The sequence below is a fragment of the Paenibacillus polygoni genome (genome assembly GCF_030263935.1).
GTDB lineage: Bacteria > Bacillota > Bacilli > Paenibacillales > Paenibacillaceae > Paenibacillus > Paenibacillus polygoni.
Map to the genome: position 1 here is coordinate 4,685,337 of NZ_CP127162.1, position 25,160 is coordinate 4,710,496.

Sequence of the window (25,160 nt, forward strand, 5' to 3'; positions counted from 1 at the left end):
GATGCATATATTCTAAAATAAGATATAATAAAACCATTATTTTACATTATAACTTGTCGCATGGAATAGTTTGTCGCATGGAAATGAAGGAGGGAACCTGTTGGAACGCCAAATCTGGAGCAGATGGATTACGAAGCCATTTGTATTCTTCACCTTAATTATGATTATAAAAAGCTACCTGACTTGGTATGCCATCTTTGACAACATTCCTTTCTGGCAACCTTTACTCACCGAGGTTCCTTTTGTATGGCTTATTTTTTGTTTTATTGAGCGCTTTGCTCATAAACGTAAAATTGGCTATTACATGATTGCCAATCTGGTCATTACGATCGTTTTCTTCGCTGCCATTATGTATTACAAATATTACGGAGTCATCGTTACCTATCATGCCTTAGCTCAAGTGAACCAAGTGACTTCCGTCAACAGCAGTGTTTTCTCTCTGCTTGCACCCTATTATCTGCTGATCTTTGTTGATGTTATTGTGCTTAGTGTTTATTATATTCAGCGCAGGATTAGGCAAAAGAAACAGGGTTCTAGATCAAATATAACCTTGCCTCGCATAGGTAAGCGGACAGCTGTCGTTATCTTTGCTTTTTCTGCGCTGCTGACCCTCTATAACATTTGGCCGAATCGTGCCAGCATGAATGAGCTGAATCAAGCCGAATCGATGGGGATACTCAATTACGAGGCATATATGATTGCCGCAGATAAACCAAGTGATCCCGTACCTGCTGACCAGATTACCCAAGATAAAATCAATGAACTAAAAGGGTTCTCCGCCGATCAGCCTGCCATTTCTACTTATTGGGACGCAGCCAAAGGACGGAATGTCATTATTATTCAAATGGAGTCATTTCAAAATTTCCTAGTCGGGCTTCATATTGATGGTAAAGAAATCACACCTAATTTGAATAAACTTGCAAAAGAAAGCCTGTATTTCCCTCATTTCTATCAGCAAGTCGGACAAGGGAATACTTCGGATGCAGAGTTTGTTGTGAACTCTTCTTATTACATTCCAGCTAGAGGGGCTTCTTCCCAGATATATGCCGGTTATGAAGTACCTAGTTTAGCCAAACTGCTGGATCAATACGGATATAACACAACCACTTTTCATACGAACAAGGTAGAGTTCTGGAATCGTAAAGAGATGTATGCAGCGCTAGGCTTCGGAAAATATTACGATATGGACTTTTTCGGTAATGAAGATGCCGTTGCCTTTGCTGCTTCCGATGAAGTGCTGTATAAGAAGACATCTGAAGAACTGAAGTCCCTCCAGGACACGGATAAGCCTTTCTATTCTCAGGTCATTTCCATGTCCGCGCATCATCCGTATCATCTGCCTGAAAGTAAATATAAAATGGAGCTTCCAGCGCGTTATGAAAACACGCTTGTAGGTGATTATATAAGAGCTCAGAACTACGCTGATTATGAACTTGGTATTTTCATTGATCAGCTGAAAGATAACGGGGTGTGGGATAACAGCCTCATTGTTCTATATGGAGATCATCTTGGACTCCCGCTCTATTCACTTGAGGAAGATGATCGGGTCCTGATGAAAGAAATTTTCGGACGGGATTATACCCGCGCAGATATGATGAACATTCCGCTCATTATCTCTGCACCGGGTGCTACTCACGGGGCTCGTATTGATCAGCTTGGAGGTCAAGCCGATATTGTTCCTACTGTGGCAAGCTTGCTTGGCATATCCATGGACGATTACATCCATTTCGGTCAGGATCTGCTGAATGGGCATTCTAACCTTCTTCCTGAGCGCTATTACCTTCCTTCTGGATCATTGATTACCGAAGAAGGCATGTTTATTCCAGGCAGCGACTATGAAGACGGTACACGGTATCCCCTTCCTTTAATTGAAGAGACAGCCGATCCTTCGTTTGTATCTGCTCTGAATCCACCGCCGGATGCGCTGAAGGAAGCAGGCAAGAACATAAACAAGGGAACCGTCAGCAAAGACAAATACGATCGTGCGCTTGAGCTGCTTCACCTTTCAGACAGCTATGTAACCCAGTTACCGAAGCGATAAATCACCATTTTCCTTAGTAAAATAGCAAACGCGAAGAACCCTCTGTACTTGTATAGAGGGTTCTTCGTATATTTTGTTTACTACTAGAGCTAGAGCTACTAAAGACATTAAGGAACTATAGGAACTAGAGACACCGGAGGAATCCAGATGCGCTAGAGCCAATAGATGTATCGCCTCTATTATATCTAGCAAAGGGGCTCATCATTGGCCTTTTTTAGCATCGGCTCGGTGAATGCGATCCATTCCCTGACCGCGAAGGATTGATAACGATCTTTACGCCAAACCATGCCAAGTTCCCAGGGGATACGTTCGTGAAGCGGCAAGATACATACTTCCTCCACATCCAGCTCCCTGCAGATCGTCTCCGGCATGAGCGCCACACCAAGCCCTGCTGCTACCATATTGCTGATTAGATCCCACTGGGCACTTTCATAGATAATACGAGGCTGGTAGCCTGCTTTTTGACAAGCACCAATAATACGATCATGCAAAGTAAAGTCTTCACGAAACAAGATAAATGCATCTTCCCGAAGTGCTGATAAATGAATCTCTTCTTCACCAGCAAGCGGATGTGTAGGATGAAGCACGACTTTAAGTGATTCTGTAACAAATATATATCCATCTAGCAGGGAATCATCGGTTGGCAAGACCGTAACACCAATATCCAGTGCACCGGATACCACGTCTTTCTCTACTTTTTTCCCGCCATCCTCAAACAGCTGAATAGTTATATTTGGATACTGTTTGTAGAACTCTCCGATGACCTTTGGGAAGAAGCTCGCACCAATCATAGGCGGAAGCCCAATCCGGATATGCCCCTTTTTGAGATGCATTAAGTCATCGAGTTCTGAGGACAAGTTATGAAAAGAATTCACAATCTCTTGGGCCTGTCTTGCAAAGACTTCTCCCGCATCTGTGAGTTCGACTTTCTTCCCGTACCGATCAAGAAGAGTCACTCCTAATTCTTCTTCCAAATTTTTAACCGTCTTACTGATCGAAGGCTGGGTTATATAGAGGGCCTGAGCTGCTTTGGTAAAGCTCTTTTGCCGCGCTACTTCCAAAAAATAATTCAGATGCCTAATGTCCATAAGTGAACTCCTTCCCTACTATAGATAAAAGGAATAGTAGAAATGCTTAATATGCATTTTACTCATGAAAGAGTTTAATGTAAAATTTTCAGTAACAAAACATTCCAATTTCAAAGTGAATTATTACCTATATAGCTTTGTTTTTCTAAGGAGGTCCATCACATGAAACAAACAGGAAAGATCGTATTTCAGGTCCTGATCCTGCTTTTGTTCGCTCTGCTTATGAACGGGATGGCCAATCTCCTGCACCTGCCTATTCCTGGATCGATTCTTGGTATGGTGGTTCTGTTCATCCTTCTGCAGACTCGTATTATTAAACTCAGCTGGATTGAAGCCGGTGCAAGCTGGCTGCTCGCAGAGCTTCTATTATTTTTTATCCCCTCCGCTGTGGGGGTTATGAATTATTTCGACATGATGAAGCAAGATGGTTTCAGCATTCTGCTCGTCATTCTCATCAGTACATTTCTTGTGATGGCTGTATCTGGACTTATTGCTACCATCATGACAAAAAGAAAGGAGAAAAAACAAAATGACCGCATTACTATGTCTCGTGTTCACTCTAGCCATCTACCTGCTAGCCAAAAAAATGTATAAAAAGATGCCTAAAGTATACTTATCTCCCCTTATCATTGTGCCTGTGGTCATTATTGTTGCTCTTCTGACGACGAATACCTCTTATAGCTCATATAACAAAGGCGGCAGTATACTAACGTTGCTCTTGCAGCCCGCAACCGTTGCATTTGCGATTCCGCTTTATAAATATCTGAAAGAACTCAAGCAATACTGGCGTGAAATTGTGACCGGTGTATCGCTCGGTTCGCTAGTAGCCATCACTTCTTCTGTCCTTGTTGCCAAGGGACTCCACCTTGATCCGGGACTTGAATCAAGCTTACTGCCACACTCGATCACAACACCCATTGCCATGAATGTAGCTACCATGGTTGGGGGCGTGCCGCAAATCACTGCTGTCTTCGTCGTGATGACGGGACTCATGGGGCTATTAATTGGACCTTATACCCTGAAATTGTTGAAAATTGACGGGGAAATTGCTCGGGGAATTCTATATGGTACAAGTGCGCATGGTACCGGGACTTCCAAAGCATTCGAATTCAGCCCGCTAACCGGGACAATCTCCAGCATATCCATGGTACTCTCCGCGATCATCACTCTGGCCATATCCCCTGTTCTATCGATGTTTTTGTTCTCTTAATACACCTTCTATCCCTTTTTTTTCAAAAAAGTTATTGTATTGCAGGACACTCTTACCTTAAAATGAAAGAACGATAACATCGCTGATTAGCGGGGGAGATTACCCATGAAGAGAACCGGTATGAAAAGAGCGCTCGACCGCCTTGGCCGCATTGTCCTACCAAAAGAAATGCGTGATACCATGGAGATAGATATCGGCGACCCGCTTGAGTTCTTTATTGAAGGTAAGGAGCTAATCCTTCGTAAATACAAATCTACGCTATGCATTTTTTGCGGAAATGTAGATACTGAAATGTATTTCAAGGAGCAGTTTATCTGCAAGAATTGTGCCAAAGAGTTAAAAATCGCGGAAAATCTAATCGATATTTCAGCAGGCGAACGACAAGAAAAGACACTTTCTGAGCATGAACGACGTGCAACCTATTTTATTAAGCCAGAACTGTCAGCAAAACCTAACGTACATAGACATCCGTTCGCCACAAGCTCCGACGAATTTGCCCGTGATGTAAGACCGAAGACAGCGCAAATGCTGCGTAAGATGAAAGAAATAATAGATACACATCCCGGTATCTCTCAGAATCAAATCGCGGAGAAACTAGGGATCAGCCAAGGGCGTGTATCTCAGCTCAAGAAACTTCTTTAGTAAACGGTATCATGCAGGAACATCAGATTTTAAAGTAGCAGTTACATGACAAAAAGATATACCAAGTGAACAAGCCCCTCTTCATTAAGAAGAGGGGCTTGTTTCTTGTACTTTCTCTGAAAAAGAAATGACCGAAGATTACCTTATACCCATTTATCTGTCGACTCAGAAATAAACAGCCGATCTCCGTACCTGGCAGACTGTAATGCAGCTACAGTAACTGCCTGTGTACGGAGTGCATCTTGGTAATCTGAGCGAATGAGGCTTCGATCTCCTGTCCGAACAGCATGCAGAAAGGCTTCATTTTCACGCTGATAAGGGTTATTCTCACCCGCTATGGTTTGCTTCCCTTCTGCTGTAGAAATGACCAGCTGTTCAGGATTCCACTCCCATATGCCTTCCGCGGTATAGAAAGTAAGTCCGGATCGTCCCGCTACTCCCTCAGGTAAAATACAGGTGTTCATAATATTGGCTACTGCCCCATTTTGCATCTTTAAGTTTACCGTCCCTACATCGGGAACCGTAACTCCTTCATGAAGCTTGTGCATGCTGCGCCCTGCATACATTGCCTGTACCTCAGATACTTCGCCGGCTACATAGCGTAGTAAGTCGACAATATGCGTGGTCTGTTCAATAAACTGCCCGCCAGAGCCTTCTAGGTCACGCCACCAAGCTACGCCTGGCATTCCTCCATTCCAGCAGCCACTCGCCATCCCGATCGTTTGTCCTGCTAATGCCTGCTTAAGCTTTTCTGCGTTCTCCTGATATCGAAAATGATAGCCTACAGCTGTCAGCAGACCCTTCTCACGAATGGCAGCTTCAATTTGCATGGGCAGCTCCAGATCAACCGACAGCGGCTTCTCCACAAAGAAGGGGATACCCCGTTCGATTAATGCTAACTCTATCTCTCCATGCGCCATCGGCGGAACACAGATATAAACAGCATCCAGCTTTTCCTCTTCAAGCATCGTATGGAGATCTTCATAAGGATTTGCCTCATATTTTACAGCCATCGTCTGTGCCTTTTCGAGACTCGTACCGAGAATCGCTTGTATCTTCACATCTTCTGCCTCCTGAAGCAGATCGGCATGCACTTTACTAAACCACCCCGTACCCATAATTCCGATGTGTAACATCATGTCAGCATCTCCTTTATATCTAATCTAGACCCGCTGCGGCTTTGCTTCTCGGATCAGTTGTTCAAGCTCCTGGTTATACATATCTTGTTCCATGTCCGTCCAAGCATTTGCCTCAGACATATAAGCTATAACGGCCGATTTATACTGCTCCACTTGCTGAATTCGGAAAAATAAGCTGCCCGTTCGCCGTACGAAGAAGTCTGCCGGTGTTACCGCCATCTCTTCTTCCATCGCATACTGAAGCTGAGTGAGTAATGGAGCAGGCAGATCATATTCCTGACCGTCTTGCTCTAATCGCTCTGCGATCTGATACAGCCGCTCCGTATTGGAACCATACATCGCAGCTAGAGAGGATGCTTCTTCCTGAGTAAATCCATACTGCTGTCCTTCATTTATCAGTTGTTCCACAAAAGCACGATACCCGCCGCTTCCACCGACATGGCCTCCTGAGATCGGCATTTGTTTTGTCTGACAAGAACGGAACACATGCCCACTCGTCTCAGAGAGTAACTTCGCAGCTAAATCTACGACCGTTTCCGCCATCTTTCGATAGCCGGTTAATTTGCCGCCAGCAATCGTGATCAGTCCTGTTTCTGACTGCCAGATTTCATCTTTTCGTGAAATTTCAGAGGCGCTTTTTCCTTCTTCATAGATAAGAGGACGGATTCCTGCCCAGCTCGATTCCACATCATCGTAAGTAACTCCGGCACTCGGGAACATAAGCTGAATCGCCTTCATGACATAATCCAGATCCTCAGGTTCTACCTGGGGGTGAGCCAAATCTTCCTCATAGACCGTGTCGGTCGTACCCACATACGCTTTGCCCTCTCGAGGAATCGCAAAAAGCATACGGCCATCCGGTGTATCAAAATAAACAGCCTGCCTTAGCGGAAAGCGGCTCTGATCAATGACTAGATGCACACCCTTTGTGTGCTGCAGCACTTTTCCTTTTTTGGAATGATCCAGCTCACGAAGTTCATCTACCCAGGGACCGGCTGCATTCACCACTTTCGCTGCTCGAACCGTGAATTCCTTTCCTGATATCAAATCTCGCACGAGCGCACCTTTGACCTGCTGATTTTCATAGAGAAACTGATTTGCCTTTACATAATTTACTGCATGAGCTCCCTGCTTAACTGCTTCTTTCATCACTTCAATGGTAAGTCTTGCATCATCCGTCCGGTACTCCACATAGTAACCCCCGCCTGACAGGTCCTGATCATTCAGCAAAGGTTCCTTTTGCAGTGTCTGTTCTTTATTCAGCATCACTCTGCGCTCATTCTTCTTCACTCCAGCGAGGAAATCATACACTCGAAGGCCAACCCCGGTCATGAATTTGCCATACGTTCCTCCCTTATAAAACGGAAGCAGCATCCACTCGGGTGTCGTAACGTGCGGGCCATTCTCATATACAATCGCTCGCTCTTTACCGACCTCCGCTACGACATCAACTTGAAATTGTTTGAGATACCGAAGGCCTCCATGCACAAGCTTCGTAGAGCGACTGGACGTCCCGGCGGCGTAATCCTGCATTTCCACTAAAGCCACTTTCATCCCGCGGGATGAAGCATCGAGAGCGATCCCTGCGCCTGTAATTCCTCCGCCGATAATGAGTAAATCATATGTATTCTTCTCCATCCTATGGATCATTTCTTGTCTTGATATCCCTGCAAATCCTGCCTTCATATGAGAAAACCTCCGCCCCGATCATTTCTATAACCTATGTAAAAAAGACCGCAAAATAGCACACGGGATATTCCCCAAGTGGATTTGCAGTCTCTCCTTCTCTTCCAGACCCATATTTACTTTTATCTGTATCTTACCACGCAGCTGCATGATTGACACAGATTCTTCCATTTATATTTTAAAAGCCATGGCAGCATGTACTGCTCTTTGCCAGCCGCTATATAATCGTTCTCGCTCTTCTTCCTTCATCACCGGTTCGAAAATCCGCTCTGAAGCCCATTGTTCACTAATCTCTTCACAGCTGCTCCAAAAACCAACAGCAAGACCCGCTAAGTAAGCTGCTCCGAGGGCTGTCGTCTCACCAATGGTCGGTCTTTCCACCGGACAGCCTAAAATATCACTCTGAAATTGCATCAGCAAGTTATTTCTTACCGCACCGCCATCGACTCGCATCCTTGCCAGCCCATTACCTGAATCCTGCTGCATCGCTGTTAGTACATCCCTCGTCTGATAAGCAAGCGACTCCAAGGTAGCACGAATGAAATGCTCTTTGGTTGTTCCTCGGGTCAGGCCAAACATCGCTCCCCGCACATCGCTGTCCCAATAAGGGCTGCCGAGACCTACAAACGCAGGCACAAGGTATACGCCATCCGTAGAATCTACCCGGGAGGCATACAGCTCACTGTCTTTGGAGTCTCGGATCATACGCAGTCCATCCCGCAGCCACTGTACAGCCGATCCGGCGATAAAAATACTGCCTTCGAGTGCATATTCCACCTTACCGCCAACGCCCCAAGCAATGGTTGTAATTAGTCCATGTTTTGAACGGATCGCAGTCTCACCGGTATTCATCAGCATAAAGCAGCCTGTACCGTATGTATTCTTAATATCACCCTCACGGTAGCAAGCTTGACCGAATAAAGCAGCTTGCTGGTCGCCTGCGGCTCCTGCGATAGGAATCTCAGCACCAAAGAAATGATAAGGCACGGTATAAGCATAGATTTCAGATGAACCTTTCACCTCAGGCAGCATCGCAGCAGGAATTTGCAATAGATCTAAAATCTCTTGATCCCATTTCAGTTCATGAATGTTATACATCATTGTACGGGAAGCATTTGAATAGTCCGTGACATGCGCTTTTCCGCCTGACAAATTCCAGATCAGCCAGCTGTCAATCGTTCCAAAGAGCAACTCGCCTTTTTCCGCTCTCTCCCGCGCTCCCTCTACATGATCTAGAATCCACTTCACTTTTGTCGCAGAGAAATAGGGGTCGATAAGAAGCCCTGTTTTCTCACGGATCAGATCCTCTAATCCATCTTCTTTCATCTTCGAGCAAATATCTGCCGTCTGTCTGGACTGCCAAACAATCGCATTATAAATGGGATGTCCCGTATCCTTCTCCCATACCACTGCTGTCTCCCGCTGATTCGTAATACCGATGCCGGCAATCTGTGCAGCGTTTACCCCTGACTCAGCTAAACAATTCGCAATGACAGCTAGGATTGAACTCCAAATTTCACTCGCGTTATGTTCCACCCACCCCGGCTTCGGAAAATACTGCGTAAACTCGCGCTGAGCACTATAGACGATATCCCCTTTTTTATTGAATAAAATCGCTCTTGAACTTGTTGTTCCCTGATCCAAAGACATAATATATTGCTCCATTGTTTACCTCCTTACGTTCTCCTTCTCTTTACTCACCTTTTACTTATTTTTCACTTCTCTTTTACTTACGTGTATTCTTTTCTATTCCTCTAAATGATTGAAGGCATTATACCTGGTAATACTTCAATAATAGCCCGGTATCTTTTACCATTCATCCATCCTGATGAAAGCAACTATGATGAAAAGGATTCATTCTCTGTAATTCTTATCTCATCCAAGCCATATATTCTAATCAGCCTGCTCGCCAGAAGCTAAATGCAAGTACCCAATTTTATGTATAGTTAATCTATATGCTGGCTTTGCGGAAGTCAACCATGAGTCATTAAGCGGGGGGGGCAAAACCTGGTCTTTTCATTACATATAAGGAGTGACACCTATTTATGCTGAAAGCTCTACAAAGACTCGGCAAATCATTAATGCTGCCAGTCGCTGCGCTTCCCGCTGCCGGGATTTTGCAAGGCTTCGCACTCATTGACTATCAAAAAGACATTCCGCTCGGAGCTGTCGGCGGATTTATCAACCAGTACATCACTCCTTTTCTGAGTGCGGGTGCTGGAACGATCTTTAGCAATCTTGCGATTATATTTGCTGTGGGTGTCGCCATTGGTTTGGCTGGGGATGCTGTCGCTGCCCTGTCTGCGGTTATCTCGTATTTGATTCTTGTAAAGGTTATGGAACAGGTTCCGCTTGTTTTTGACTATATACCGGACGATGTGAAGCTGGATACCGGGGTGCTTGGCGGTTTTATTACAGGGATTCTATCTGCCTATCTCTATAGGCGTTTTCACAATATGAAACTGCCGGAGTGGCTCGGCTTTTTTTCTGGGAAGCGTTTTGTGCCCATCATTACATCGATTACCACGATTATTCTGGCTGCTTTGCTTGGTATGATCTGGAGTCCTATACAAGACGCCATTGCTGTCTTTGGAAATTGGGTCGTCGGTCTCGGAGGAACAGGTGCCTTTATTTTCGGTGCAGCAAACCGCCTGCTTGTTCCTGTCGGACTTCATCATGTACTGAATTCTATTGCTTGGTTCCAGATTGGTGACTTTACGAATGCAGCGGGTGAAGTGGTTCACGGGGACCTAACGCGTTATTTTGCAGGAGACAAGACAGCTGGCGTCTTCATGTCCGGATTTTTCCCGATTATGATGTTTGCCATGCCGGCAGCTGCCCTTGCGCTTATACATACCGCTAGACCTGAGAAACGTAAAATGGTTAGTGCCATCTTTATTGGTTCAGCGCTGGCTTCTTTCCTTACTGGGATTACAGAGCCGCTGGAGTTTTCCTTTATGTTCCTTGCCCCTGTTCTTTATGTCATTCATGCGCTGCTTACCGGCTTGTCCGGACTCGTTATGTACTTGCTTGATGTTAAGCTTGGGTTTGCTTTCTCGGCGGGTCTGATTGATTACCTGCTGAATATCAAGTTATCGACTAACCCTTTTCTGCTCCTTCCAGTTGGTCTCGCCTTTGGCGTTATATATTACTTCCTGTTCCGCTATGTTATCGTCAAATTCAATCTAAGAACACCAGGACGCGAAGATAGTGATGCAGAGGTCCTAGAGACAGCAGAAGAACCCGAAGTACCTGCCATGAAATCAACATTAGAGGAGATCAAAGCAGAAAGAGTGCTCCGAGCCATTGGCGGCACGGATAACATTGAAAGTATTGATGCTTGTATTACCCGCCTGCGTCTCGTGGTACGAGATGAGAATATTGTGAATGATATCGAACTAAAAAGAGCAGGTGCGGCGGGTGTTGTGCGGCTCGGTCATGGTGCTGTTCAGATTATTTTTGGTACTTCTTCTGAAGCGCTAAAAGATGAAATCAAGAAAAAAATGTAATACAAAGATCAAGTGAGAAGCCCGGCGCTTACAGCGGCAGGCTTTTTTTATTTATTTTACTTAGCTGTCGTTCTTTCTCTGTTTGAAGTCATAACAAATTAGGCACGCAGGAGGATACATATCATCACATATAAAGCATAAGATGGTATTAAATCTAGTCTATTACCACCAAAGGGGGCATCTTCAAGATGAAACAGAGAACCTGGTCACTCGTTATCCTAATTGCGGTTCTTGTTATCAGCGGCTGCAGCTCTTCACCCACTGCAGATCCATTGTCATCCAACAAAAAGATAACGCTTACATTATGGTATTGGAACCGTAGTATTGATGATCAACTGCTTCAAAAAGCAAAAGAACAGTTTCCCAACATTCATCTAGTGACCCAAAAGATTGGCGGTGACTTCAAGTCCAAATTAAAGACAACGATGGCGGCCAAGTCTGGCGAACCCGATATTGTTGCTCTAAATGACTGGATTATGGAGCTGTTCCCAAGCCAGGATCGTTTCTACGATCTTTATGAGTTTGGAGCCGCTGAAGTGAAGGATCAGTATCTAGACTGGAAATGGCAACAAGGGGTTACACCGGATGGTCAGATGATTGGCTTCCCAATGGATACCGGACCAACGGCTCTATTTTACCGAGAAGATTTATTTAAAGAAGCCGGGCTGCCAACCGATCCTGAAGAAGTGCATAAGCAGATGAGCACATGGGACGATTATAGGCAGGCGGGTCTTACCCTGAAGGAAGCATTCAACGGAAAGGTCTTTATGTATGACAATATTGAAAACGTATACAACGAGATCATCTCACAAAGTGATAAGAAGTATTTTACTCCAGAAGGAGATTTTATAGGGGATTCGAATGAGACCATTCGTGAGGCTTGGGACATGTCAGTCGCTTTTCATAAGGACGGACTCATTGCAAATGCAGACCACTGGACACCCGAATGGAACGCTGGTGTGAACAAAGGGAAGATCGCTTCTTTCGTAGGCGCGGTGTGGATGAAACAGCCTCTCCAAGAAGCAGCTCCAGATACCGCAGGAAAGTGGCGGGTAACAAGAGCTCCAGGAGGAGACGGAAATGTAGGCGGCTCGTTCATGGCCATTCCAAAATCAAGCGAGCATCCTAAAGAAGCTTTTGAAGTCATTAAGTGGCTCCAGAACCCGGAGAACCAGCTGACAATGTTCAAAACAACCAACCTATTCCCGTCCACCCCGAGCGCTTATGACAGTGACACAATTCGGGAAGGTGAACCTTTCTTTGGAGGACAAGCGACAGGTGAAGTTTTTGCAGAATCAGCACGAAATGTCCAAATCTCCTTCTTCGGAGAACGGTATCCTGCCGTTCACGGGGTGATGACACGCTGGCTGAATAATATTGCGAATCTTGATCCAGCTACTGCCTTCGATGAAGCGATGCAGCGGGTAGAACGAGAACTGAAGCGATAAGCCCAAATGAAAAGGAGGTACCTTTATGCAGCAACCTGTAAAGCATAAACCTACACAAACCTATATGCCGGTCCCGCCAAAACGCCAGCTTGCTAAGGAAATTTGGAAGAACCGGGCCGTGTATACCGCTATCTCCCCTTTTTATCTCTTGTTCGCTGTCTTCGGTTTGTTTCCGATCGGATTCTCACTCTATCTTGCCTTTCATAAATGGGACGGCATTGGCGAGATGACATTTAACGGATTCAATAATTCCAGCTATATGCTGACCGACCCCGAGTTCTGGCAAGCCGTAGGCAATACCTTTATGATCTGGATTTACTCTACGATCCCCATGCTCTTCTTTGCTCTAATTGTCGCTTTTTTACTCCATGCCCCTTTTATCAGGTTCAAAACCTTTTTCCGAATTGGATTCTTTCTACCGAATGTTACCTCGATTGTAGCTGTATCTATTATTTTCGCTGCCTTATTCGCGAACAACTATGGGATTTTAAATTATGTAATGGGTGTATTCAATCTTCCTCTTGTTGCTTGGCTCGATGTGCCTTGGGGAATTAAAGCCGCTCTTTCCTCTATGGTCATCTGGAGATGGACCGGATATAATGCCGTTATTTATCTTGCCGGGCTGCAGAGTATTCCAACTACCTTATATGAAGCTGCCAAAATCGACGGTGCTACGGGTATTCAGTCTTTTTTCCGTATTACCATTCCGCTCCTTCGTCCCGTTATTCTCTTCACCGTCATCACTTCCACAATCGGGGGTATGCAGCTCTTTACTGAGCCGCAGATTCTGCTTGGCAATAATGGCGGAACCGGCGGAGCAGGGATGACAATTGTCCTCTATCTGTACCGTGAATCATTTATCAATAATTACTTTGGTTACGGGGCAACGGTGGGCTGGGGGATGTTCCTGATTATTGCCTTGTTCTCATTCATTAACTGGAAAATCGTTCAAGGTCCATCATCCAAATAGAAGGAGTGAGGTTCCATGAAGCAGTCAAAGTTTACATCGTTTATTCTCTATCTTGGCTTAGCCATCGGACTTATGATCTCCATGTTTCCCTTCTATTGGCTTATTGTGATGTCGACCCGAACCACATCGGATATTTATCAGTTTCCTCCAAAACTTTGGTTTGGCGGGGAACTGTGGAATAACATTTCGCGGGTCATGACACAGATTGACTTTTTTGGTGCCTTTTTAAATACCTTATTCGTAGCAACGGCGGTTACGGTACTCGTGCTTTTCTTTGATTCACTGGCGGGATTTGCTTTTGCTAAGTATGAATTCCCGGGAAAAAAGATTCTGTTCGTCATCCTGCTCACGACCATGATGGTTCCTTCACAGCTCTCTCTTGTTCCTTCCTTTGTCATTATGGCAGAGCTCGGCTGGGTCGGAACGTTCAAAGCCCTGATCATCCCTGGAATGGTCAATGCCTTCGGCATCTTCTGGATCAGACAGTATGCTGAAGGTTCGATTCCAAGCGAGCTGCTCGATGCCGGCCGCATGGATGGTGCAGGTTTCTTTCGAATCTACTTTAATGTAGCGCTGCCTATCTTGCGTCCCGCGTTCGCTTTTCTAGGAGCGTTCACTTTTATAGGAGTATGGAATGATTACCTGTGGCCGCTCATTGTCCTTACGGATGAGAAAAAGTATACGCTTCAGATTGCCTTGTCCCAATTAAATGGACTCTATAATACCGATTATTCCATGATTATTGCCGGTACACTGCTTGCCATAATTCCACTTATCATCATGTTCTTATTTGTGAGCAAGCAGTTTATTTCCGACATTGCAGCGGGTGCGATTAAAGACTAGACTCGCTTTCCTTTTCCACTGTTATTTCTGTTTCATCTAAAAAAGAGGGAAGATTAATGGGTAGTATTAGAGGTTAATGCATAAGTATAGCTCTCAAGGCTTTCATTCGTAAAAAGAACACGGAAAGTGGTCATAGCCCCGTCAAGTAGACATTAAAAAAAGAGGATTTTCCATTTACGCGGCGACTTTTTCCCGGAATTCGATTGGGGAGAGGTCGCCGAGTTTGTTTTGGAAACGTTCCTTATTGTAAAATGAAATATACTCCGTAATTTGGCTTCTTGCTTGTTCCAGATTATTAGGCTTTTCCAAATACAGCTTTTCCGTCTTTAAGTGGGAAAAGAACGACTCGATACAAGCATTGTCATAGCAGTTTCCACGTCGGGAATGACTCCCTGTCAACTGCTTCTCTTCAAGCAACTTAGCATAGCTTTTCGAGGTATACTGAAACCCTTGGTCCGAATGGAGCAAAGAGGGTCCATCTTTTAGTTGCTGCACAGTGTCCATAACGAGTTTTAGGTCATTGCGCTCGGAGAGTTCCCAGGCTACTATTTCGTTGTTATATAAATCCATTACAGCCGAGAGATAAGCAAATTCATGCCCAATCCGGACATATGTAATATCTGTCACAAGCTTCTGCACAGGAGCAGTCGCAGAGAATTCCCGATTTAAGACATTAGGGAACAAGGCCGATGGTTTGCGGCCACAAAACGGACGTTTCTTGCGAATAACAGAACGAATCTGAAGTTCTCTCATTAAGCGACGGACCTTCTTGTGATTCACAACGAAGCCTTCTTTTCCTAAAGCAGTACGCATTCGCTTGTAACCGAAATACGGACGAATTCGATGAATGCTCAAGATGTGTGCCTTTAGATCTGCATCACGATTTGCTCGTTTCTCTCGATGAACTAAATTCTTCTTCCATTTATAGTAGCCTGCACGTGATATTTCAGCGATTCTACATAGCCAAACTACGGGAGCCACTTTGCTTATTTCTCGAATGGACTGGCACCGGGCTTCGAAATCCAGCTTCCCTCCCCGTGCAAGTTTGGATTTAGCTTTTTTAGATATTCTACCTGCGCTTTCAGATATGCATTTTCTTCTTCCGCACTACTAAAATGCTTCTTCGCCCAACGTCCCCGGTAATCCTCAAACCCCTCACCATTTTGGCATTTACGAACCCATGTGATAATCTGGCTCTCACTTTTGATTCCAAACTTCTCCATGATTCGACTGTACGTCCACCCTTCTTCTACTCGCAAACGGACAGCCTCTTTCTTCGTTTCTTCACTATATCGATTAAAAGTTTGACCTTTCTTCGCTGACATAACAAAAATCCCCTCCGGTTTTCCAGTGTTTGAGTTCATTGTAACATGTTCTCTTTTTTCACTGTCTACCATGAGGGGATAATACCAAAAGGGCCGCTGCTGTTGCGGTCTTTTTCTATTTTTCAGGAAGAAGGTGTATTCAATGGGCACAAGTCATGAGGCTTCCTATATGATTGGAGTCGATATTGGTACCACCAGCACCAAGGCTGTCCTGTTCCAGGAAGATGGAACAATTATTGCGGAGGCAAGTCAAGGCTATCCCTTACATACCGAAGGCGCAATAAAAGCAGAGCAAGACCCTGATTTGATCGTGAAAGCCGTTGTTTATTCGATTCAGGAGGTAATGACGAGTAGTGAACTACCCGCTGATAAAATACAGTTTGTCTCCTTCAGCTCTGCTATGCACAGTGTGATTGCCATGGATCATTCGGGTAATCGGCTTACCCCCGTTTTGACTTGGGCAGATAATCGCAGCGCAGCATATGCAAAACAGCTTAAGAAAGACAAGACTGGTCAAGAAATTTATACAAGAACAGGTACACCGATTCATCCGATGTCCCCGCTCACCAAGATCATGTGGTTTACTCGGGAACAGCAAGACCTAATGCCTCAAATTCATAAATTCATATCGATTAAAGAATATGTATTCTATCAGTTCTTTGGGGTATACATGGTTGATCACTCTATCGCTTCCGCCACAGGACTCCTTCGCATGGATACCTTGGACTGGGATGAAGAAGCCCTGCGTTTGGCAGGGATCTCGGCTGATCATTTATCGGAGCTTGTTCCTACGATGCATGTGATACAAGATCTCCATCCCTCCTATGCTGAGCAGATGCATCTCTCCCCTTCCACTCCTTTTGTGGTAGGTGCGAGTGACGGTGTGTTATCTAATCTAGGCGTAGGGGCCATTGACCCCGGCGTTGTTGCCATTACTATCGGTACGAGCGGGGCGATACGCACCGTAGTTGATCGCCCTATTGCTGATCCGAAAGGCCGTTATTTCTGCTACGCGCTAACGGAGCAGAAGTGGGTAATCGGCGGCCCTGTGAATAATGGGGGCGTGATTTTCCGCTGGATCCGTGACGAACTCGCTTCTTCTGAAGTCGAGACAGCAAAACGGCTGGGCATGAATCCTTATGAAGTACTCGCTGCTATTGCAGAAAAGGTTCCTGCCGGTTCGAATGGACTTTTATTCCATCCTTATATGATGGGAGAAAGGGCGCCTCTATGGAATCCTGAAGCCCGCGGTTCCTTTTTTGGCCTGACGCTGCAGCATAAGAAAGAACATATGGTACGCGCCGCTCTGGAAGGAGTTCTGTTTAATCTATATACCGTCATGCTCGCCATTGAGGAACAGATCGGAAGACCGAAAACCATTCACGCGACCGGCGGTTTTGCTCGTACAGAATTATGGCGGCAGATGATGGCTAATATTTTCGATCAGAAAGTTGTTTTTCCAGACAGCATCGAAAGTTCTTGCCTCGGTGCAGTAATTCTCGGGATGTACGCAACAGGGAAAATCGACTCTCTTGATGTAGCAAAAGACATGATGGGCTCTACCTATCATCATGATCCTGAAGCAGAACCGGTTTCCGTCTACCGCGAGCTGCTGCCTATCTTTATTCGGATTTCTCGCAAATTTGAAGAAGAATATGCGGCAGTTACTGCTTTTCAGATCGAGATGGAAGAACGGCTTCCTAAAAACATTTAACGCATCATAAAAGCATCCGACCTCCCCCTGTTCTGAACGGGATAATCGGATGCTTTTTTATCTAATATAATGAATCATATACTTCATCAGGCCAGTGAAGCTCTACGCCCTGCTCCTGCAGCAGTTGCTGAAAGGAAGCCAGATGCTCTGCTGATTCGTATACCTGTTTTGGACGAATACCATGGGTCACGCTGTATGCAGCAAGATATCCTGCTGCCTCACCTATATTCCATTCCGTTGGATGCAGGCGATAACATCCATTAGCGATCTGCGTCATCCCGATATTTTTACAAGCCGGAAGATAGTTGGTCATCCGTATGGGAATGAAGGAGCCAAGCGGAATTTCATAAGGGTAATTTGGTATGTAGAACGAACGCTGAGACTTTGTCGTAGGATGCAAGTCCAGATGATAACTTCCTACGCCCACACTATCTGAATAACGCTTAATCCCCTGGTCGCCGCGCAGTTCTTTACTCACATCATGCTCACTAATCGTATACAGGGCCTTAAGTCTCCTCGATTCCCTGATATATGCAGTCTTTGCGAGACCATCTTCCGTCCCGAGTACATCTCCGCGAAGCCTTACTCCCGGATAACCTTTGCCTCCATCTAATCTCGGTGCTTCGGTCTGCAGCCAGTATACGAGCGAGAGTGTCAATTCTTTCGCTTGCTCTGCATGCGCCCTCTTCTGCTCCGCTGTCACACCAATGACAGGAGCTAAGTAATAATCATTTTGTGCCCAGTTGAGTAGAGTAACTTCACCGGACGGCAGCGGTTCACGCCATATGAATGGATCGACGATACGGCGGTAGGTCCACAGCGAAGGAATCCCCTGATCATTAGGGAACATCGTATACTGTTTCCGTTTAGCGGTATCCTTCACATCTGCGGTAAACCAGCTGAGGATAGGAATATCCCCGAAGAGCGGCGTATAACTTCTCCAGAACTCGTAATTTGCTGGGCGGGGGATTGTAAAGTTTCCGCCTTCTACATACTCTACTGCTGCCACATGTGTAATGGACTGAATATCTTCCGGATCCGCTTCATCCAGCGCATGGGGTTCACCGGTCTGCCGGACTGATTCACTGCCAATTAGATACTCTGTGCCTGTCATCGGCAATAGGTCTCCGTTATCCGTACCATCCAAAAAATATTGTCCGGTCAGCTGATATTCTTCGCCGCTCTTCTCATTTCTTGCTCGCACTGAAATAATCTCTGGACCTTGCGTATCTGCGGAGATAGCTGTCGTGTTATATAGAATTTGAATTTGTCTTGTATTCACATAAGGAGCGAGCATATCTTCCAGCACACGCAGTGCAACTTTGGGTTCATGTGCGATCCGGCTTACCCAACCATTACCCGGGTTTAAAATAGAATTACCCATTGCCTCATCGGTGAGTGGATAATTATTTTTATAATAAGCTCTGACACGGTCCCGAAATTCGCGGTAACTTGCCGTACAGCCAAAAGATTCAATCCACCTGTGTTCATCCGGCGGTACAGCTTGTGAAGTAAGCTGTCCTCCAATCCAGTCCGTTTCTTCCGTCATAACTACACGTTTTCCTGCCTTAGCTGCGGCCCTGGCTGCAGCCACTCCCCCAAGACTTGCTCCGATGATGACGATATCTGCTTCCATGAACGTAGTCTGCATCATGCTTCCTCCATTCGAATGAAGTTAGTTACTCGGCTAAGTGTTAATTTCTTAATAGCTTCGATCGATGACGGCTCTTGCCGTCTTTTCTTTCATCTGTTTTGTCAGCACAACATTACGGCGGGCCAAACCCTCGCAGATAAGATCAATGATGAATAATTGCGAAATTTTAGCCCCGATCGAACCGCCTTCGAGCGGCATCTCTTTACCGGCGGTAAGGAGCACAATATCTGCTATCGCTGTAATCGGTGATTTGGCATAATTCGTGATGGCGATCACTTTAGCTCCATTTTCTTTGGCTTTCATCAGCATATTATTGGTATCTATCGTACTTCCCGAAACACTGATCCCAAAGGCTACATCTCCTTCTGACATACTGACCGCCATCATCGCCTGAATATGACTGTCGGTTGCAGCTTCCGATCTTCTCCCTATACGAAGCAGCCGGTTCTTCGCATCCAGTGCGGTAATTCCTGAAGCTCCCACTCCAAAAAATTGCACATGTCTCGCTTCGTCTATCCATTCAATGGCCTGCATCAAGTTCTCTTTTGCAAGCAAACTCATGCTCGATTTCAGAATATTCACATTTGTCTCGTAGATCATTTTCACAAAATCACTATGATCCTCATCTTCGTCTTCGTCCTGACCATCTGTCCTTCTCACCCCAACATTCTGGGCAAGCGATAATTTAAAGTCTTGGTAGCCGTTAAATCCAATTTTTCTGCAAAACCGCATAACGGTGGTCTCCCCAACACCCGCAAAATCAGCAAGTTCGGTAACCGAGTAATACATGAGATCATCGGTATTCGCCAGGACACTTTCCGCTACTTTTTGCTCTGACCTTGTTAGGGAAGGTAAATACGTATGAATCCGATCATTCATTTCCATTGAGTAGGATCACTGCCTTCCGTGCGGCATCGGCAAACCGTTTGGTAATCAGCTGTGGTCTGGAGATTGCAGAGCCGACGACCACGGCGTATGCTCCAAGCCGAAGTACTTCTTCTACCTGTGAAGGTTCTTGAATCCTGCCCTCGGCAATGACAGGTATAGTTAGTTTATGGACTGCTTCTTTTATAAGTTCGAGATCCGGTCCTTGTAGATTTGGAGAATACGGTGTATAGCCAGAGAGTGTCGTTGATACACAGGTAACCCCAAGAGAAGCTGCATACTCGCCCTCCTGAAGCGTTGATATATCTGCCATGATCGGTATATTCAGTGAACGCATATAATCTACCATCGTCTCAAGTGTGATCTCTCCAGGTCTTTTACGCTGCGTGGCATCTATGGCAATCATATCTGCTCCTGCTTCAATCAATTCATCGACTTCTCTGGGAGTAGGAGTGATATATACCTCTGAATCAGCGTAATCTCGTTTCACGATCCCAATGACAGGCAGCTCTACAGCTTGTTTGATTGCTCTCACATCTTCGGCACTGTTGGCCCGAATCGCAACAGCTCCTCCTGCCTCGGCTGCTTTTGCCATTTTTGCCATCGTATCCGAACCGAACAGAGGCTCTCCGGGCAAAGCTTGGCACGAGGCAATGAGTCCCTTCCGAATCTGCTTCATAATGAGTTCCAACGTTGATGCACCTTCTTTCCTTCATCCTTCTCCTAAGTACGAAAACTATCTATCTGTATCCATTGATCTACTCCTGCGTATATTTCACTTTCAATCCGACTTCAAACGTACGATTCCATGGCATATAACAATCGGTGATCGTTACCTTACCCTCGGAACCATTGATCTTCTCTTCTAATACTTCTGCTAATCTCGCTCTTACATAACTTGCTACTTCACCGCGAGGCCCATCCAGCAGAAACTTGTTATATCCCATCTGATCTACGAGACCAGCATTCAGCTCTTTCCGCACGATGGCGCAGTAACCCGCATCCTCAGCATATCGAAGGGATAGAAAATCGAGATGTTCCTGCGTACGTCCATAATGGGTGTATAGAAGGGCCTGGGATATCACGGTCCCGAGTGAATTTGAACTTGTGTTCCAAGCGGCATAACCTGCCAGCTGAAACAGCATTCCTTTTTGACGCAGCATCTTTACAAGCTTCAGATCTGCCCCGTTGGCATATCCTACATCGGCTACCGCTACCGCTTTTCCCTGCTTCAGCAGGTAACTCCCGTACTCCACCAGCTCCATTAAATTTCGGTACACATCATAACTGAAAAAAGGATGTTCCTGCGAAACAGCTTCCATCATGGTCTCTCCAGGTGTGCTTGCCAGTAAGATGAGGTCCGCTTCCGCTGCACTCGAAGCAATCAGTGCACCTGCCGCAGTAATCTGGTATTTCAGTGTTTCATAGAAAAAACGATCCTCATAAACCGGGGTCACAAAAGCCCCTTGAATGGAAGACAGCCTTGGATATACAAGCGGCTGTACCCCTTTCCACTCGTTAATCAGCCTCGCCATCAGCGTACATCCCACCTCATCGGCTCCCGGATACATATACGCTTTCAGTTCCAGATCCAGTTCTCCAATACGCTGCCTTGCTACCTGCTGATCCTTTGCTGTATAACCATACGGTGCAGAGTCGTCCTGCGGAAAAATCAGAAACTCAATCGTCCCGTCTTTTACAAGTTCCAGCACAGCTTTGTTCGCTTCCATATTGATTTTTCTTCGGCCTAAATAATCATTCAGCACCTCATCCGGCAGGCGGCTATTGATATCGCTCAGTTCCTCCAGTTCTTCTGGCGCTACAATATTCAGCTCTTTTCGGTGATCAATGTACCCCTTCCGGAAAATTTCGCGGCCCCAGTCGGCATAATAATCCGGTTCTTCATCCGAGATCGAATACTGCGGACAACGCATGATGAGCTGGAAGGCCAGCAGTTTCAGTTCAGGACGCTTCTCTTTTATTTTTCGCAATCGGTTCAGCCGTTCGAGTAATACGGTTTCACTAAAATAATGCAGGCGAGAAGGGATGATTCCTCCATACAGCAATGTATCCAGCGCAATAACCGCTCCATCTGCGGTTTCTATTTTCTCTTCGAGCCATGTCCACAGTTGTTCCCAGTCTCCCGGTGTTTTCTTTTGTCCCATCATGGACAATGGGGGGCGGTCGATTTTATGCTCCGTTCCTTGGACAAGCATGTACGGGAATTCGTAGTTACATGGTCTTTCATCTAAAGGGATAAAGGTGATTTGCACGTTATCACTCCTCGCTTGTATTCGGGGGCTCCTGTTCGGGCGCTCCTGTTCTGGCCTCTTCGCTCCGACTTGTTTTGAATGCGAAGGGTTTCTAGGTAGAGGAATCTCTGCATTCAAAGCCAAAAGTCGCTCAGAATCCAGAACACTCGCTCTGCAAGGGGGACTTGGGGGCGGGGCGTTTCACTCCACCCTTACCTCAATATTAGGTGCTCCTGTTCTGACTCCTTCGCTCCGACTTGTTTTGAATGCGAAGAGTTTCTAGGTTGAGGAATCTCTGCATTCAAAGCCAAAAGTCGCTCAGTATCCAGAACACTCGCTCTGCAAGAGGGACTTGGGGGGCGGGGCGTTTCACTCCACCCTTACCTCGATATTAGGTGCTCCTGTTCTGACTCCTTCGCTCCGACTTGTTTTGAATGCGAAGAGTTTCTAGGTTGAGGAATCTCTGCATTCAAAGCCAAAAGTCGCTCAGTATCCAGAACACTCGCTCTACAAGGGGGCTGGAGGGCGGGGCGTTTCACTCCACCCTTACCTCAATGTTAGTTAGTTTGATGCCTTTGGCATGTCAGCCTAATATCCACTTGGCTGACTGGTTTGTTAGGTGTTTTTAGCCTTCGGCGTCGATCTGCCGTTTCTACACTAGGCAGATGAGGTAGGGCAAAACCTCTGTAGCCTTCGGCGTTTGTCTGCCATTTCTACTTTAGGCAGACGGGGTAGGGCAAAACCCCTCTAGCCTTCGGCGTTTGTCTGTCGTTTCTACTTTAGGCAGACGGGGTAGGGCAAAACCTCTGTAGCCTTCGGCGTTTGTCTGCCTTTCTACTTTAGGCAGACGGGGTAAAGCAAAACCTTGTAGCCTTTGGCGTTTGTCTGCCTTTCTACTTTAGGCAGACAGGGTAGGGCGAAACCTTGTAGCCTTCGGCGTCGATCTGCCTTTCTACTTTAGGCAGACGGGGTAGAGCTGTCTCTTGCTGCTTCCATTGGCAAGGGGCAACTTATCCTTTTACAGCTCCGGCGATGCCTTCCATGTAGTAACGCTGTGTGAAGAGGAAAACCAGGATGATAGGGATAACAGAAATCATTGTTCCGGCGGCGATCCAGCCGAAATTATAAGAGAACTGTCCATTTAGGTAGGTCAGTGCAGAAGACAGCGGATACTTATTCGTATCCTCAAGAATAACAATCGGCCACAGGAAGCTATTCCAGAATGACATCACCTCAAGCAGCGCAATAACAGCAATCCCTGGTTTCACCAAGGGTAAAATGAGCTGCCACCAAATCCGGAATTCGGATGCGCCGTCCATCTTCCCTGAATCTCTCACATCAATTGGGATACCAAGGAAAGTCTGCCGCATCAAAAAGATATTAAATACGGAAACAGCTGCGGGCAGCACCACACCCAAATACGTATTCATCAAATGCAATTCTTGTATCGTTAAATAGTGCACGATCATTGCGGTGGAAGAAGGGATAATCATGGTGGCAATCATCGTCACAAACACGAAATTTCTGCCCTTAAAACGGAACACCGCAAGCGGGTATCCGGTCATACAAGCTAGTACAATATTAAATACTACGCCAAGTGCGGTAATAATGACGGTATTCAGGATGTACCTTGGAAAGTTAAGGAACGCCCATACCTGTACGTAGTTATCAAAATCAATAAACGTTGGAAAGATGGCAGGTGGTGTAGCAAACACATTTCTGCCCGGCATTAAGGAAACGCTAAGCAGCCACAGGAAAGGTCCCATCATAAAGATAGCCAGCAGAATCAAAAAGAAATAAGTAACCGCCATATTCATAATCTTGCGTACGTTTTTTGCTCTTCTCGTCGTTTCCATCAGTAAGGATTGACACCGCCTTTCTGATTGAACTTAAATACGAGCACGCTTAGTCCGCCGATCAGCACGCTGACGATTAATCCAAGCGCAGAGGCATAACCGAAGTTAAATTGGTTAATCCCTTTTTCAAAAATATACACACTCGATACGAGCGTTGACGTTCCGGGTCCGCCTTTTGTCAGAATATATACTTCGTCAAAGACCCGCACTGCACCCATGACAGAAATCAAGGAACAGAAGAAAATATGGGGACGCAGCAGCGGAAGGGTAATACTCCAAATCAGCTGAAGTCGGTTCGCACCATCCACCCTTGCTGCCTCGTACAGATCATTCGGAATCCCTTGCAGACCTGCTAAATAAAGCATCATATAATATCCAAGCGCCTTCCACATGGTAATGAACATCAAGGTCGCAAGTGCCGTTTCACTAGCAGATAACCACGAGATTTGCTCACTAATAATTCCTACTTTCATAAGCAGGTAGTTCACTACCCCGTTATTACTTAGGAGCCAGCTCCAGATCAGCGCCACAGCCACCATCGAAGTAACAACAGGAATATAGAACGCGGCACGAAACAGCTTAATTCCCGGAATGCGACTATTCACCAGGATAGCCATCAGGATGGAGAAAATCTGAATGAACGGCACTACGATAACATACAGCAGTGAGTTCCATAGCGAGATCGTGAAGTTCTTATCTAGAAAAGCATTTTTAAAATTAGTCAGCCCGACATATTTGGTCTCTGCGATGACAGAATAGTTCGTTAGTGATAACGGAATTCCGTAAAGAATCGGCCAAAATACGAATACGGCGATAATGATCAGCCCCGGGGTCATGAAAGCCCAGGCAGCAAAAGACTCGGAGCGAATCCATCTCACTTTACATTCCTCCTCATAAA

At 45.8% G+C, this 25,160-nt stretch carries 19 protein-coding genes and 1 pseudogene; 9 read left to right on the forward strand and 11 right to left on the reverse strand.

The features are described from left to right. Positions 1 to 160 precede the first annotated feature (160 nt). On the forward strand, positions 161 to 2,041 hold the full coding sequence (locus QPK24_RS22440; RefSeq protein WP_285749515.1) for an LTA synthase family protein: 1,881 nt from the start codon (positions 161 to 163) through the stop codon (positions 2,039 to 2,041). Positions 2,042 to 2,226: 185 nt separating this feature from the next. On the opposite strand, the gene cidR is transcribed toward QPK24_RS22440, so the two are convergent. After that, complete coding sequence (gene cidR, locus QPK24_RS22445; protein ID WP_285744871.1) at positions 2,227 to 3,129, reverse strand: cidABC operon transcriptional activator CidR; 903 nt, start codon at positions 3,127 to 3,129, stop codon at positions 2,227 to 2,229. Between the two features lie 162 nt (positions 3,130 to 3,291). On the opposite strand from cidR, the pseudogene QPK24_RS22450 reads away from it, so the two are divergent. The 3 genes and pseudogenes from QPK24_RS22450 to QPK24_RS22460 form a co-directional block, all read left to right on the forward strand. After that, a pseudogene (locus QPK24_RS22450) lies at positions 3,292 to 3,660 on the forward strand (CidA/LrgA family protein); the annotation flags it as partial. Then, positions 3,659 to 4,339 (forward strand): CidB/LrgB family autolysis modulator, encoded by a 681-nt coding sequence (locus QPK24_RS22455; RefSeq protein ID WP_285744873.1) that lies wholly within the window; start codon positions 3,659 to 3,661, stop codon positions 4,337 to 4,339. The pseudogene QPK24_RS22450 and the gene QPK24_RS22455, both read left to right, overlap by 2 nt. Positions 4,340 to 4,444: 105 nt before the next feature. Further along, positions 4,445 to 4,981 carry an AbrB/MazE/SpoVT family DNA-binding domain-containing protein gene (locus QPK24_RS22460; RefSeq protein WP_285744875.1) on the forward strand — a complete coding sequence of 179 codons (537 nt, stop codon included), beginning with the start codon at positions 4,445 to 4,447 and terminating at the stop codon, positions 4,979 to 4,981. Between the two features lie 143 nt (positions 4,982 to 5,124). On the opposite strand, the gene QPK24_RS22465 is transcribed toward QPK24_RS22460, so the two are convergent. From QPK24_RS22465 to glpK, 3 genes are all read right to left on the reverse strand, one after another. Then, positions 5,125 to 6,120, reverse strand: coding sequence for a Gfo/Idh/MocA family protein (locus QPK24_RS22465; protein ID WP_285744877.1), 996 nt, complete (start codon positions 6,118 to 6,120; stop codon positions 5,125 to 5,127). Between the two features lie 24 nt (positions 6,121 to 6,144). Further along, positions 6,145 to 7,806: a glycerol-3-phosphate dehydrogenase/oxidase gene (locus tag QPK24_RS22470; protein ID WP_285744879.1), complete on the reverse strand. Its 1,662-nt coding sequence runs from the start codon at positions 7,804 to 7,806 to the stop codon at positions 6,145 to 6,147. Between the two features lie 171 nt (positions 7,807 to 7,977). Next, on the reverse strand, positions 7,978 to 9,471 hold the full coding sequence (gene glpK / locus QPK24_RS22475) for a glycerol kinase GlpK (RefSeq protein ID WP_285744881.1): 1,494 nt from the start codon (positions 9,469 to 9,471) through the stop codon (positions 7,978 to 7,980). A gap of 380 nt (positions 9,472 to 9,851) precedes the next feature. Here glpK and nagE point away from each other — a divergent pair, with 380 nt between their 5' ends. The 4 genes from nagE to QPK24_RS22495 all read left to right on the forward strand — a co-directional run bounded on the left by nagE (position 9,852) and on the right by QPK24_RS22495 (position 14,576). After that, the gene (gene nagE, locus QPK24_RS22480) at positions 9,852 to 11,315 is read left to right on the forward strand and encodes an N-acetylglucosamine-specific PTS transporter subunit IIBC (protein ID WP_285744883.1); all 1,464 of its coding nucleotides are present in this window, start codon (positions 9,852 to 9,854) and stop codon (positions 11,313 to 11,315) included. Between the two features lie 188 nt (positions 11,316 to 11,503). Continuing rightward, positions 11,504 to 12,763 carry an ABC transporter substrate-binding protein gene (locus QPK24_RS22485; RefSeq protein WP_285744885.1) on the forward strand — a complete coding sequence of 420 codons (1,260 nt, stop codon included), beginning with the start codon at positions 11,504 to 11,506 and terminating at the stop codon, positions 12,761 to 12,763. 64 nt (positions 12,764 to 12,827) lie between these two features. Further along, a complete protein-coding gene (locus tag QPK24_RS22490) occupies positions 12,828 to 13,733 on the forward strand; it encodes a carbohydrate ABC transporter permease (RefSeq protein ID WP_320416930.1) in 906 nt (301 codons plus the stop codon). A gap of 15 nt (positions 13,734 to 13,748) precedes the next feature. Then, positions 13,749 to 14,576 (forward strand): carbohydrate ABC transporter permease, encoded by an 828-nt coding sequence (locus QPK24_RS22495; protein WP_285744889.1) that lies wholly within the window; start codon positions 13,749 to 13,751, stop codon positions 14,574 to 14,576. Positions 14,577 to 14,750: 174 nt separating this feature from the next. Here QPK24_RS22495 and QPK24_RS22500 read toward each other — a convergent pair. Further along, positions 14,751 to 15,901 (reverse strand): IS3 family transposase gene (locus QPK24_RS22500; RefSeq protein ID WP_407082915.1). Its coding sequence is split into 2 segments (ribosomal slippage): positions 14,751 to 15,640 and positions 15,640 to 15,901, totalling 1,152 coding nucleotides; the frame shifts between segments, so codons are not numbered across the junction. Between the two features lie 142 nt (positions 15,902 to 16,043). Here QPK24_RS22500 and gntK point away from each other — a divergent pair. Next, the gene (gene gntK, locus QPK24_RS22505; protein WP_285744891.1) at positions 16,044 to 17,615 is read left to right on the forward strand and encodes a gluconokinase; all 1,572 of its coding nucleotides are present in this window, start codon (positions 16,044 to 16,046) and stop codon (positions 17,613 to 17,615) included. Positions 17,616 to 17,676: 61 nt separating this feature from the next. Here the strand turns inward: gntK and QPK24_RS22510 are convergent, their stop codons facing one another. The 6 genes from QPK24_RS22510 to QPK24_RS22535 all read right to left on the reverse strand — a co-directional run bounded on the left by QPK24_RS22510 (position 17,677) and on the right by QPK24_RS22535 (position 25,140). Further along, a complete protein-coding gene (locus QPK24_RS22510; RefSeq protein ID WP_285749517.1) occupies positions 17,677 to 19,266 on the reverse strand; it encodes an FAD-dependent oxidoreductase in 1,590 nt (529 codons plus the stop codon). A gap of 51 nt (positions 19,267 to 19,317) precedes the next feature. Then, a complete protein-coding gene (locus QPK24_RS22515) occupies positions 19,318 to 20,154 on the reverse strand; it encodes a MurR/RpiR family transcriptional regulator (RefSeq protein ID WP_285744893.1) in 837 nt (278 codons plus the stop codon). Continuing rightward, on the reverse strand, positions 20,141 to 20,833 hold the full coding sequence (locus QPK24_RS22520; protein WP_285749519.1) for an N-acetylmannosamine-6-phosphate 2-epimerase: 693 nt from the start codon (positions 20,831 to 20,833) through the stop codon (positions 20,141 to 20,143). Before QPK24_RS22520 ends, QPK24_RS22515 begins: the two co-directional genes overlap by 14 nt. A gap of 79 nt (positions 20,834 to 20,912) precedes the next feature. Then, entirely contained in the window at positions 20,913 to 22,427 is a 1,515-nt protein-coding gene (locus tag QPK24_RS22525) for a DUF4127 family protein (protein WP_407082942.1), read from the reverse strand. 989 nt (positions 22,428 to 23,416) lie between these two features. After that, positions 23,417 to 24,262, reverse strand: coding sequence for a carbohydrate ABC transporter permease (locus QPK24_RS22530; protein WP_285744895.1), 846 nt, complete (start codon positions 24,260 to 24,262; stop codon positions 23,417 to 23,419). Continuing rightward, positions 24,262 to 25,140: a carbohydrate ABC transporter permease gene (locus QPK24_RS22535; protein WP_285744897.1), complete on the reverse strand. Its 879-nt coding sequence runs from the start codon at positions 25,138 to 25,140 to the stop codon at positions 24,262 to 24,264. The genes QPK24_RS22530 and QPK24_RS22535 overlap by 1 nt, the downstream gene beginning before the upstream one ends. Positions 25,141 to 25,160 lie beyond the last annotated feature (20 nt).